This window comes from Formosa sejongensis (assembly GCF_033447105.1).
In the GTDB taxonomy this organism is placed as follows: Bacteria; Bacteroidota; Bacteroidia; order Flavobacteriales; family Flavobacteriaceae; genus Formosa.
On sequence record NZ_JAWQUN010000002.1, the window covers coordinates 270360 to 283072 of the forward strand.

Consider the following 12713-nt stretch of genomic DNA (forward strand, 5'->3'; position numbering starts at 1 on the left):
TTAATTTATTTAATTAATAGGTTTTTCTTTAAATTTTCTATACTTAAACCATTTCCATTCTAATAATTATACTAGAATATTTTTATACATAACGATTTACTCGTTTAGCATATCTTTTTATTAGTTTCAATTTCATTTAGTAAACACTTTTTCATAATAAAATTTTCTTAAAAAAGGCTTATTTAATTTTACAATGCTTAACCCCTTTAATACTCCATATCTAAAATAATATGCAGGACTAGCACTATACTTTTTAATAACATTAAGAAACTGTTTTGCTTCTTGTTTTTCTCCTGTTCTTAGGAGATTTAAATACAGCCCAAAGTATTGATTATAAACCCGCCATTTAAGACCTCGCTGTATATATTTTAATTTACTCTTCGGAACTCTTTTCAATAATGTTTTTAATATAGCATCATTCTCTTCTATTCTATAAATCCACATTTTAGGATTTCTACTTAATTGTCCTGTATGTCTTCTTAATTTAATTAAATATTTCTGAATAATTCCTACTGGTAAATCTTCTGTTATACGACACCAAAATTCAAAATCACCCGAATATTTTAAAGTCACATCAAAATAACCATATTTCTCAAAAACACTTTTTTTAATAGAAACATTAGCTATATTTCCAGGAACACTACCTGCAACTATAGATGTTAATGTATGAGTTAAAGCACTCATTGTATCTTGGTTTGACAAAGGTATTTTGTCAATAATCTCATCATTTTCATCAATCACCTCAACTCTAGAAAAGGCATATGCAATGTCTGGATGTGAATTATGAAATTTTACAGTTTCATTCAAACACGTTGGATTCATAATATCGTCTTGAGACCATAAATGTATTATTCTACCGTTAGCGTGTTCTATTAAGTTATTTAAATTACCGAAAAGACCAAGGTTCTTTTCATTATGGAATACGCTTAGATTTTTATTTTCAAGCTGATCTAAATAGGTTCTAGTTTCAACATCTGAAGGACTATCATTTCCCACTAATACCTCAAAAGAAACACCTGTTTGAGACAACACAGAATCCAATGATTTTTTAAATAATGGCATGCCATTATATGAAGGCACAATTACAGATATATCTATTTTATTTTGAGTTTCCATATTCTATTTCAAATTGGGACGTAATTTTGGTTTTAAAGTTTTATTTATAGTCTTTACGCTAAAAAGAATGTTCTAAAGCTTCTACAATAGCTGTAAAATTCCACTTTTCTATATTTTTTTTTGCAACCTGTCCCATCGTTTCCAATTTATTGATAGAAATGGTCTTAAATATATCTAATAAAGCATCATCATCATCATAATTAAAGACATAACCATTAGAACCTACCTTTACAACATCTGAAGCGCAACCAACTTTAGTACTCACGATTACTGCTCTAGAAGATGCCATAGCTTCATTTACTGCCAACCCCCAAGTTTCTCCTGGGCCTTTGGATGGTAAACAAAACACATTTCCTAAACGATATAAAATGGGCATTTTACTCTGATTTTGGAAAGGTATAAATTTTATATTAGCATCATTTTCTGCTAATGCAAGTAATTCATTTTCTAAAGGTCCATGACCAACCATTAATAATTTTAAAGGTTTTTTTAAAGTTTTATTTGCTTTTTGAACCGTTTTTAATAAAAAATCGGGTTGTTTTTTAGATTCAAATTTACCAGCAAATAAAATCACTAGATCATCAGAATTATATCCTAACTCTTTTCGCCATGCTAAGGCTAGATTTTCATAGTTTTTAGTTTCAGAATCATTAAACCGATCATTATCTATGGCATGGGGTGCCAACACTAATTGACTTTCCTTAACTCCTACAGATTCAAAATAAGCTTTGTTCTGTGTTCCTACATAAAATGCTTTATCTATAAATCGATATATATAAGTTAAGTAATATTTTCGCAGTACTTGTTTAATTCCAGGTGAATCATCTAGCAAAGTAGAATCACCTCGAAACCATACTGGTATTTTTCCCTTAAAGTACTTCATAGCCTTTAGGTGGCTTTTTAGATACCAACCAAAAATTAAAATAGCATCGGGATTCCAATCACTAATTTTAGTATTTAATTCGGGGCAATCTATCCCATTCTTATGATGCGTTCCGGGATCTTCAGAGACATTTTCTATAAACTCATACGTATACCCTTTTAATAAAGGAATATCCCATTTAATAGTTTTTCCAAACGTTTTATCCTTAACTTCTTCAGCGGCTTGAGACCATGTATAAAACACTTTTACTTCTACATTATTTCTTTCTGCCAATAACTTGAACCATGGCGCATAATATTGTATAGGGTGCGTGGTAACAATTGCTAATTTTTTCAAATTATTTCGTTTTGTTTAAAACTTTATCCATAGCTTCTGCCAATACTCTTGCCGATTGTTTTGAAGAATACTGATCTAAAGATTGTAATTCTGGTGACCAAACTTCATCATTTTGAAATGGCGCTAACACATTCGCTATAGCATCTACAATTTGTAATTTTGTCTCCCCTTCAATGTAAGGCACTAAATAGGCATCTGCTTTCACGTCTTGAATAACTTTAACCGCAGAACTCTCTGCATGTAAAACGGTAAATAAAGGACGTTCGCTTAATAAACACTGAAATGTTTTTGATGCCGTATAATGTTTTTCTGTACTACCAAATAACATCACACGATCTGCATGCGACAAATAATTTAAAATATTTAAGAATGGTTGCCTCTCTCTCTGTTCTATTACAATATCTTCTAAACCGTAATCGGCTGCATAGGCAGTAATACGTTTTGCAGGATAAGGTCCTGTACCAATAAAAAACAACTTTATACTAGCGTCCCAATTCCCTTTATCTTTTAAGTTTTTTATAGCGTTAAAGAAGCAGTCCATAAAGAGGTGAGAGTTGGGCAAAAATGCACCTGCATATATCCAAGGCTTGCAATTCTCTATTCCATCCCATGGCATTTTTAAGCCCTCTAATTTTAATTTATGATCGTTAGGATCGAACCCATAAGGCATACCTGCATGCACAGGTGGTGTCTTAAAATTACGTTCGATTACAGGCCAATAATACGGTGTAGAAACCCCAGTAATAAATGCTGCTTTTTTTACGGCATAAGGCTCCAAAGTTCGTGCTACAGTCTGACTTAATTTTGCTCTTGCATCACTTTGATTCGTGATATCCCGTACCCAAGGATCTATATAATCAATACCATAAGGAATTCCCGTTTTATCATGTAATACACGACCTAAAATAGCGGTATAAAATGATGGTATGGGAATCCAAATGCAGTCTATTTTACGTTCTTTACAAATTTGTAAAGCTTTTGCTTTAAGAAAAGGGTAAGCTCTTAAACCAATATCTCCTATTATTCTAGGTTTTGAAACCTTATACGCTTTTGTATAAATAACTTCTATATCTTCTGAAGCCGTTTTAGAAATATGTGGATCTGGAGTTTCCTCATAAAATTCAGAATCTACAGTCAGTAGTAGAGGATGCCAACCAAAAGACTTTAGATAATTACCTATTAATCGTGGTCGTTGAACACCTGCTAAATTAGCAGGAACCCAATGTGGGTATATGATGAGTACTGTTTTCAACACGTTATTTTTTATAGTATTTGATTCCAAAGTTCTTGAATTTTTATTTGTTCTGAATCCCAACTTAAACACTTTCCTTTTTGGAATCTAACTCTTTTATTTGCTTTAATCTGATCTTTATTCTGATACAGTTTTTGTATCATTTCTGAAATTTCAATTTCAGATTGTGCACTCAATACGCCTAACTCAGGATAATCTGTTATAAACTGCTCTTGTGCTTTTGTATTCGTTGCTAGAATATATAATCCGGCTTGAGCATAGGTTATAATTTTATTGGTTAGGCATATTTGTCTGTTTAAATCTCTAGAATTAAATTCTAAGGCCAATCCAACATCAAAATGACTTAAAGTCGCATGTAACTCTTGTTGACCCAAAGGGTTCTCAATGGTTAATCTTAAATTTGTGTGTTCTAATTTTTTACGGATTTTTGTTATTTCTATGGTTTCAAAATTAGAATCCAATTCTCCAATCAGTGTTAAACTAATTTTTATATTATGATTAGATTTTGAAATGATACCTAAAGCATTAAATAATTCTTCTAATCCACGGCCAAAACTAATCTTTTGGCTAAACCAAACCAATTTTAAACCTGTTTCATTTTTGTTTATATCATTTTCAGTATGAGATAACAAACTGAACTCACTATCATTAAAGCCATTTAATACTACGGCACTACTTTTATGTTCCCCAATGAGGTCTAGAGTATACTGGCCTATAAGCGGACTCGCATAAGTAATACTCTTAGCTTTAGGTAAAAGAGATTGCATTAAAAACTCTATTCGATTCTTAGCCGTTTCACCATCTGTAGAAACTATTTCTCCAGGATGATAATCTTCTACATCGAAAATAAAAGGTACCTTCCATAACTCACTTAATTCATGAGCTGGATATAAAGCCCCCATATTATGAGCGCAAATTAGATCTGGTTTATCTTTAATTTTTTTTGCTGCATTATAAATTTGAAGCGATCTTCTATTATTTGCTAAAGCGTTTAATTTTAAATCTGTTAAAATTAAACCAGATACTTTTTTAGCCAACTTTTCTCTAACTCCTAAATAAATCCATTTTAATTTATTTGAAGGAATAGCTTCAAGCTGTATAATTCTTAAACAACTTTCGTCGTTATTACAAATCTTTATTAATTGATCTTTTAGCTGAATACTTTTAGCATCGCTCCAATTATTAAGTTTAAACATAATAATAGTAACACGATGTTGGAGTTGCAAAGCCAACTGCACTTCTTTTACAAGACGTGGGTTTGTGGCTAAATTATTGGTGGTTAAGAAAAGTATTTGCTTCAAATTACTTAATTTATCTATTTAAAAATGTTCTACCATAGTATGCAAAAGATTTCGCAAACCGCCATCCAAGGGTATTCTTAATAAGCTCTATAATACGGCCACCCAAAATAGGATTATAACTGCTTCCTCCTAAATTTTCACATTTACTAATTGCTGTGTTATAAATACTCTTATATTGTGGCCAAGCATCTATAGCGACATGTTTATATTGGGTTGCAATTGCTTTTTTTGAAGCTTCTGATTCCGTCTCTGAAAACAAATATTTTGCTTTTAAATCTGTTGCTTTAAGTATACTTTTTAAATGAATCTCTTTTTTCTGGGAGGCAATATTTTTTCCTGAACTATGTTTTCTATAGTAGTTTTTAATTTCAGGTACATATACAATACCGGAACTTTGTAACCCAATACGTGCGAAAAATTCCCCATCTTGATCTTTTGATAAAGTCTCATCCCACAATCCAAATTTTTCAATCAATAGTCTTGGTGTTAACCAAGCACTAGTCTGTATCATATGCATTGGTAATGCATTTCCTCCCCATAAATTAATAAAAAATTCGACTGGTTTTGATGTAGAAAAGATATACGGTTTATCATTACAAACACCTTCTTCTATACGATCTGTAAAGTGATAGGTATTACAAACAGCCAAATCTGTTGTTGAAGCATAAAGTGTCTCAACTTGTTTTTCAATTTTATCAGGACTTAAAATATCATCCGCATCTAAAAACTGAATGTAATCTCCTGTACTTAATTCAAATCCATAATTACGTGCCGCACATGCTCCTTTGTCTTTATTTTGTTTAACGATAACAGTGTCTGACTCAAACTCCAATGCTTTATTAAAAGAATCATCTGTAGAATTATCATCGATAATAATAATTTCAATATTAGGGTACAATTGATTCAATACGGAATGCAAAGTTGCTTCAAGAAATTCACTTGCGTTATATAACGGAATGATTACGGAAACTTTGTGAGCCTTCATTACGCTATCTTTTTTATTAATTTTGCAGGAATACCTCCTACAATTGTTTCTGCCTCGACACTCTTTGTTACCACAGAACCTGCTGCAATCACAGCGCGTGCTCCAATTGTAACTCCAGGTAAAATAGTAACATTAGACCCTATCCAAGCTCCTTTTTGTATTGTAATTGGTTTAGAAACAATACCACCTTTCCAGGCAGCAACATTCTTATCTTTATATTCATGATCGTGAGTATACAACGTACAATTTGGACCTATAGCAACATCTGATCCTATATTAACATCGTTTACCAAATCTATGATCGTAAAATCACCTATATGAGAATGGTTTCCAATTACAAGTTTTCCAGCATGTCCAGGTTCTCTTGCGAAGATTGCACAATGTGTTTCTATTTTAACAGCATTCCCAAAACTCCAATCTGAATTCACAAATAATCGAGCATGTGCGCCTAATTTAAATTGATCTCCAATTTTTAACGAATTATTCTTATTAACCAATATTGTAGATTCTTCTTCAAAAAGAGCATCTTTTCCTATTTCTAAAATAGCTTTATCTCCAACACCAATATTTGTGCGTTTTTCAAGCTTACTTTTATCTCCTAAACTAAACTTACCATTACCTTCTCTAATAACAGGGAATTGAATAGAGACATCTTTTCCTATATTAGATTTAGCGAGCTTTAACAACCAAAACAATTGACGAACACATTGATTAATGTGATATTTTATAAACAACAAGACAATCTTCATTACCTTAATTTATTTTTTATAATCTCTAGATAGCTTAACCCTGCAAAGGCTTTCATTTCCTGTCCTTTTTTCCATCCAAATTTTCTGTATCCAAAAATAATTGCTGATGCTCCTAGTTTTAAAAACTTTGTTTTCATTATTACTTGCTCTTTATTACTTAGAGGAGAATTCTCACTTACTGTATGATTAAAAGCTGAATTGATGGTTTTTAATCTATTCAAAGGATTCTGTCTTCTTACAGAAGCTTCTTGACCATCTGTTTTCCTATACCACGCAATACCATGAGGCATAAGAACTAATGGATAGATTTGTGACAAACGGTGCCAGAGATCGGAATCTCCATAATGTCTAACATTTGCAAATCCTCCTACTGCTTCAAAAACATCTTTTCTTATAATACTAGATAAAGGTGCTTTGTGAAACACTAATTTTTCTTCGAAATAATGTCTTTTATATATTTGTTCAGGATTAAGCATAAAGGGAAATATTTTCTCTAAATCTTGCTCTAAAGAACACAATCCAAAACCTGCTTCAGGAAATTGCTCCATAAAATATACTAATTGCTCTATTCCATAAGGATAAATCATATCATCAGCATCTACATACTTTAAGTATTTTCCTTTTGCATAAGCAGCCGCCTGATTTCTATTAGGATAATCACCTAAATTAATCTCATTTTGATAAACTTTAATTCTATTATCTTGCCTTTCATAATCTCTGATAATTTCTAATGATTTATCTGTACTCCCATCATCGACTAAAATAAGTTCCCAATTTTGATATGTTGATTTTAAAACACTATCAATGGCTTCTGAAATAAATTCTTCACGGTTATATACAGTCATTAAAACTGAGACAAGTGGTATGCTATTCATTTTTTGTTATTATAATTTAGGAGACAACTCCAATTTCCTAATCATCTTTACTAATTTATTAGGTAAATAAAATTGATTTAAAATTCCTCCTAAAGTTTTATTCGAATATATTTTATTATGAGGTTTCGCACTAATTATTAACGTCTCATATTTATCTGCATTGTTATTTGGTTGAAACATTACTGTTGCTTTATTAAATGCATTTAAAGCAATTTCATTTCTTTTATCTTCATTTCTTAATAAATCAATTGCACAATTACTAAATTCTGTTATATCTCCTATAGGAATTTTAAAACCAGTTATTGTATCATCAATAAGATCAGGAATACCACTTGGTAAGTCACTACAAACAGAAACACATCTAGATTTCATTGCCTCTACAACTACGTTAGGTAAACCCTCTGCCAATGAAGGAAATAACAATATTTTAGATTGTTGCATCTTAATAGCAACGTCATTACCTGCTAACTGACCTAAAAAATGAACATTAGATTCTGTTTTAAATTGTGCTCTTAATTCTGTATCTAACTCTCCACTGCCTATTATACTGAAATTAGCATCTGGAAATTGTATTTGAATTTCTTTAAAAATAGAAAATAAAAACTGAACCCCTTTTCGATCATTAAAAGAGCCTACAAATAGTAAATCTATATTTTTTAATTGCTCGTTATTTTGATTTACTTCTGGTACAGGAAAATATTCTAAAAATACTTTATCCCTATTTTCTGTACGCAATGCTTTAGAAACATTGGTATATAAAATTTTACTTATTACAATATACTTATCTATAACACCTTGATTCTGTTCTATTAATCCATAATAATACCTAAAATCGCCATGGATTATATATACCAATGGGTTTTTTAGTCTAAGTAATTGTACCATACGTAATTCTAAACCGTCATTAGACACTAATACAGATTCTGGTGATGATATATACTTTTGTAAACGTTTACATACTGCATATAAATTTTCATATTTACTATATGTAAAAACTATTTGTTCATCGGCATCTAATTCTGTTTTAACATAAACAGCTTCTTTTTCAATTAACCGCGTTAAAATGACCTTATAATGAATATTACTTTTTTCTCTATATTTTAATAAATTTCGAATAACAGAAGTTACACCTGCATCAGAATCTGGTAAAAAGTATATAATTTCTTTTTTCAAAATAATCTTTATATATAAATGATCAAATAAAACGTTCTAACTATTTAAAAAAATATTTCATGGCTGAGATCGTTTTTCTATTAAATGGATTTAAAAAGAACATCTTAAAAATAAATTGTAATACAAATACAGACTTAGATCCTAATCTATAACTATTAAAAACATAACTATAACAAGCATCATACGTACACTGATTAATCTCGTTTGTAGTAAGAACATAAGTTATAACAGGCATATCCTGTTTCCATTTATTAAAAAACACATCAGAATATTTGAGCCAAGATTTATTTAAATTCCCTTCAGATAAATGTTCCACTAAAATTTCATGGTTAATTACTATTCTATAGTTTTTTATAATTTGCATTGAAAAATCTTGGTCATAAAAATGAAAACCATCAAAATTTATTTCATCAAATTTATTATTTTCCCAAATGGTTTTAGTTGTTACTAAAAACATTCCATCCGCTATTGCAATATCAGATAATTTTTCAGCAACATTATCTTTCTTAATACTTTTAATTTTCTTATTATCTGAATTTTTAATTAAATTAGTCCTGTAATATTTATCAGAAACAGAGGTCCAACTTGCAGGAACACAAGGTTTTATTTTCACCCCAGCAGCTCCAACAGCGCCAATACTAGTATCTCTTAATGTTTTAATTAATTCTTCGCCCCAATTATTAGTATGAAATAATATGTCTTCATGGCAAAAAGCTAAAACATCGTATTTAGCTTTTTCTGCTCCTACATTATAGGCTTTACAAATACTAAATTGCTCTTTATTATTATCTATAATTATAAATTCATGTGGTACGCCAATTGTTTCTAAAACATTAGCTTTAAAACTCCTTAACAAATCTGGTTTTATAGAACACACTATTATTGAAATCATAAAAAAGGTTTTAATAAATACTTCGGATTACATCCTGAAACCTGAAATGCTTGAAAAGAAAGCTTAAGACGCTCTTTAATTGATTGATTCGATTTAGACCAGTTTATTTTTCTAGATAAATCCTTTAGTATATAATCGTCATTAATTTTATGAACTATATTTTTACCTTTATAATTTACAAGCCATTTTTTAAGCGCTAAACGCATAGTCATACTATAATACTCGTAAAACTTATTTTCAGTAGCATCTCCCTTTTTAATTGAATTAATAACAGAGTCACCATGTCTTCTAAAAGCATTTAAAGGCTCCGAAACAAATGCAACACGCCCTTTGCTTAACATTTTTATCCAAAGTAACCAGTCTGCGCAGTTTGGTATATTTTTATCTACACCACCTATTTCTTTATATAATTCTTTGGTAAAAAGTACAGCACTCGCGTTGGGAATTCCATTTTCAAAAATTAAATTTTTCTCAATAAAATCCTGACCATTCATTTCAAAGTCTGTGCTGAATATTGATTTATTTGGCCCCTTTATATTCAAATTGCACCATAATCCTTTTTCTTCTCCATGTGCGTTAACTATTTTAGATTCCGCAAAGCAAACATCACTTTTAGAGGCTTCTGCTTTTTCTAAAAGCTTTTCTAACATCGTTTCAGAACAATAATCGTCTGCCTCTGCAATCCAGATATATTTACCCTTTGACAATTGTATCCCTTTATCCCATTGAGGAAAAGGACTACCTGTATTAATTTCATTATAATAAACGCTTATTCTCTTATCTTTAAAATGGTCAATAACCGCTTTACTGTTATCTGTAGAACAATCATCTAAGATTAGTAATTCAAAATTAGTATATGTCTGATTTAATATAGACTCTATTCTTTGAGGTAAGAACTGTTCATAATTATAATTAGGTAATATAACTGAAACTTTTGGAGCATTAACGATCATGATAATTACAATTCTTTATTTTTTTACAGCCTCTTTAAAAGCCTTTAAATAACTATGCCCCCATTTCTGGCAAGGTTCCATGTGGTTTCCTTCTGCCCATTCATTCCAAGCATTTATAAAAAGGAAATTTTCGTCTTTACTGTAAGGTTCAAAATTCTCTACTTCATGCTCTACCCATTCTTTAAATTTCTCTGGAGTAGAGTTTGTAAACATAAAGTAATCTTTTTGTTTTCTTGCTGAGTTATCCCACATTGGAGTGACTCCCGGATATAGTTTATACTCTTCGTTTTCTTTAGGTAAGGTTTTTATGTAATCTACATAAGCTCCATAATCTAACCTTCTTAAACTAAACATTTTCTTCCTAGCGGCTGCAGAAGATAACTTATATTTTATATACCATGGATTCAATTTATTCTTCATGGTTTCCTTTAGCCAAAATTTCTTAAATTTATTAATTCTAGTGCTAAAAGGTTCAAATCTAACTGCAGCATCAAAACCATCTTTTACAAGATCCTTTCCTCCTTCAGAATAACTTTCGAATCTGTTAATATAAATATCAATTCCATCTTTTGCTAACTCGGTGCGCCATAATTTAATGGTCTCTTCGATGTCTGGAATATTTTGAGATCTATAAATTGAAAAAACAGGTCTCCCATCTACTTTTATATATCTTTCATCTTTAAATATTGGCTTTAAAGCATTAATATGATTAATATGGTCTTCTCTACTGTAATGCTGTTCACACATTACTGTCTGGTCGCCTCCATCCCATACTTTTGCCCAATTCTCATTTGCCCAACATAGCATAAAAGGAAAGTCTGGTTTTCCCGATTTAAAAACCTCTTCAAACGGACGTTCTAATACGCGTTGCCCAGTAAACCAATAATGATAATAACAAAACCCATCAATACCATATTGTTTTGCTAAATCTACTTGCTCTTGTCTAACTTCTGGAACTCTTAAATCATAAAAACCTAAATCTGCAGGCAAATGTGGCTGATAATGATTTTTAAATAACGGTTTTGCCTTTGTTACATTGGTCCATTCTGTAAACCCTTTTCCCCAACAATCATCATTTATTTTTATAGGATAGAATTGTGGTAAATATATTGCGATCGATCGTATTTTTTTACTCATTTTTATATGGTATTTTAAATAATGTTGGTTTTGCTATATTGAAAACGCGATGTATAATGGTGTCTAATTTATTACGCAATTGAATGCGTATTTTAACTAAAAATCCTTTTTTTACAGGTCTTAAAATCAATAAACTCCCTTGGCTTAATACTAATGGCACATATAACACATAGCCTAATGGAAACACTTTAAACAGGTAATTAATAGAAGTTAAACACAGATTAACAGTATTATCATGATTAAAAGATTCTTTACTTAATTTGTAATAGGTGTAAACAAATTGTTTTTGATAACTGAACTTATACTTATCTTTTTTTACTTGTTTCTGAATCTCACTTATTACTTCTAAATTTTTAAAAAACCGATCTGAAGATGAGCTTTTCACTCTACTTATAGATTCGTTTTCCCAACGTATGTAAAGATCTGGTTCATCTTCAAAAAACGTTTTATATGAAGGTTTAGATAATAAAATCTTAATTCCCAAATCGGCATCTTGTAGAAAAGGTAAGCCTTCTGTAAATGGAAAATTTAAAACAAAATCTCTTTTATAAATTGGCCCTGCTGTTTGCCATACGGCATCAAACCTTAGAAAACGCAACAAATTATCTTCTTCTGTAGTAATATTCCACAGCTTATTATAAGACATCAAATTTTTAGAATCATTGAAAAGTAGCGATTTAAAAACTATAAAATCTAACTCTGAATGCTCTTTAAAGCGTAATAATCTATGTTCTAAACAATTTTCAGATAGTAAATCATCACTATCTAAAAATATAATATAATCACCTTTAGAATGTTTTAAAGCTATATTTCTACAAGTTGGTGCGCCTTTTGGTAAACGGTCTCTTTCATGAAATTTAATTCTAGAATCTGTTTTAGAGGATAACTTAACTACATCAACAGAAGAATCTGTAGAGCCATCGTCTATAATAATACACTCCCATGTAGAATAAGTTTGATCTTGAATTGATTTTAAGGTTTCACTTATTAACGTCTCACGATTGTAAAGCGGAATAATAATTGAAACTAAAGGATTCTTTTGCATTAATAAAAGAGTTTAA

The 12713-nt window shown here is 30.4% G+C and carries 12 protein-coding genes; all 12 read right to left on the reverse strand.

The genetic code is table 11. The features are described 5' to 3' along the window. Window positions 1-132: 132 nt before the first annotated feature. Genes R6X41_RS03500 through R6X41_RS03555 form a run of 12 tightly spaced genes read right to left on the reverse strand, consistent with a single transcriptional unit; the run spans window position 133 to window position 12697 of the window. Window positions 133-1116, reverse strand: a complete 984-nt coding sequence (locus R6X41_RS03500) for a glycosyltransferase (RefSeq protein ID WP_318497492.1) — start codon at window positions 1114-1116, stop codon at window positions 133-135. Between the two features lie 58 nt (window positions 1117-1174). After that, on the reverse strand, window positions 1175-2335 hold the full coding sequence (locus R6X41_RS03505) for a glycosyltransferase family 4 protein (protein ID WP_318497493.1): 1161 nt from the start codon (window positions 2333-2335) through the stop codon (window positions 1175-1177). Window position 2336: 1 nt separating this feature from the next. After that, window positions 2337-3587 carry a glycosyltransferase family protein gene (locus tag R6X41_RS03510; RefSeq protein ID WP_318497494.1) on the reverse strand — a complete coding sequence of 417 codons (1251 nt, stop codon included), beginning with the start codon at window positions 3585-3587 and terminating at the stop codon, window positions 2337-2339. An 11-nt stretch (window positions 3588-3598) separates the two neighbouring features. Beyond that, window positions 3599-4888 carry a glycosyltransferase family protein gene (locus R6X41_RS03515; RefSeq protein ID WP_318497496.1) on the reverse strand — a complete coding sequence of 430 codons (1290 nt, stop codon included), beginning with the start codon at window positions 4886-4888 and terminating at the stop codon, window positions 3599-3601. 10 nt (window positions 4889-4898) lie between these two features. Beyond that, window positions 4899-5873 carry a glycosyltransferase family 2 protein gene (locus R6X41_RS03520; RefSeq protein WP_318497498.1) on the reverse strand — a complete coding sequence of 325 codons (975 nt, stop codon included), beginning with the start codon at window positions 5871-5873 and terminating at the stop codon, window positions 4899-4901. Then, window positions 5873-6622, reverse strand: coding sequence for an acyltransferase (locus R6X41_RS03525; protein WP_318497499.1), 750 nt, complete (start codon window positions 6620-6622; stop codon window positions 5873-5875). The genes R6X41_RS03520 and R6X41_RS03525 overlap by 1 nt, the downstream gene beginning before the upstream one ends. Next, window positions 6622-7497: a glycosyltransferase family 2 protein gene (locus R6X41_RS03530; protein WP_318497501.1), complete on the reverse strand. Its 876-nt coding sequence runs from the start codon at window positions 7495-7497 to the stop codon at window positions 6622-6624. The genes R6X41_RS03525 and R6X41_RS03530 overlap by 1 nt, the downstream gene beginning before the upstream one ends. Before the next feature lie 9 nt (window positions 7498-7506). Next, window positions 7507-8670: a glycosyltransferase family 4 protein gene (locus R6X41_RS03535; RefSeq protein WP_318497503.1), complete on the reverse strand. Its 1164-nt coding sequence runs from the start codon at window positions 8668-8670 to the stop codon at window positions 7507-7509. A gap of 40 nt (window positions 8671-8710) precedes the next feature. Next, complete coding sequence (locus tag R6X41_RS03540; RefSeq protein ID WP_318497505.1) at window positions 8711-9562, reverse strand: glycosyltransferase; 852 nt, start codon at window positions 9560-9562, stop codon at window positions 8711-8713. Continuing rightward, the gene (locus R6X41_RS03545; RefSeq protein WP_318497507.1) at window positions 9559-10515 is read right to left on the reverse strand and encodes a glycosyltransferase; all 957 of its coding nucleotides are present in this window, start codon (window positions 10513-10515) and stop codon (window positions 9559-9561) included. Before R6X41_RS03545 ends, R6X41_RS03540 begins: the two co-directional genes overlap by 4 nt. Window positions 10516-10530: 15 nt before the next feature. Further along, window positions 10531-11652: a glycosyltransferase WbsX family protein gene (locus tag R6X41_RS03550; RefSeq protein ID WP_318497509.1), complete on the reverse strand. Its 1122-nt coding sequence runs from the start codon at window positions 11650-11652 to the stop codon at window positions 10531-10533. After that, window positions 11645-12697, reverse strand: a complete 1053-nt coding sequence (locus R6X41_RS03555) for a glycosyltransferase family 2 protein (protein WP_318497511.1) — start codon at window positions 12695-12697, stop codon at window positions 11645-11647. Before R6X41_RS03555 ends, R6X41_RS03550 begins: the two co-directional genes overlap by 8 nt. Window positions 12698-12713: the final 16 nt, after the last annotated feature.

What these genes read in the sequence shown, in the direction of transcription:
- R6X41_RS03530 (WP_318497501.1), bottom strand. Translation starts at nt 7,497, where the DNA reads ATGAATAGCATACCACTTGTCTCAGTTTTAATGACTGTATATAACCGT.
- R6X41_RS03540 (WP_318497505.1), bottom strand. Translation starts at nt 9,562, where the DNA reads ATGATTTCAATAATAGTGTGTTCTATAAAACCAGATTTGTTAAGGAGT.
- R6X41_RS03520 (WP_318497498.1), bottom strand. Translation starts at nt 5,873, where the DNA reads ATGAAGGCTCACAAAGTTTCCGTAATCATTCCGTTATATAACGCAAGT.
- R6X41_RS03500 (WP_318497492.1), bottom strand. Translation starts at nt 1,116, where the DNA reads ATGGAAACTCAAAATAAAATAGATATATCTGTAATTGTGCCTTCATAT.
- R6X41_RS03525 (WP_318497499.1), bottom strand. Translation starts at nt 6,622, where the DNA reads ATGAAGATTGTCTTGTTGTTTATAAAATATCACATTAATCAATGTGTT.
- R6X41_RS03555 (WP_318497511.1), bottom strand. Translation starts at nt 12,697, where the DNA reads ATGCAAAAGAATCCTTTAGTTTCAATTATTATTCCGCTTTACAATCGT.
- R6X41_RS03545 (WP_318497507.1), bottom strand. Translation starts at nt 10,515, where the DNA reads ATGATCGTTAATGCTCCAAAAGTTTCAGTTATATTACCTAATTATAAT.
- R6X41_RS03550 (WP_318497509.1), bottom strand. Translation starts at nt 11,652, where the DNA reads ATGAGTAAAAAAATACGATCGATCGCAATATATTTACCACAATTCTAT.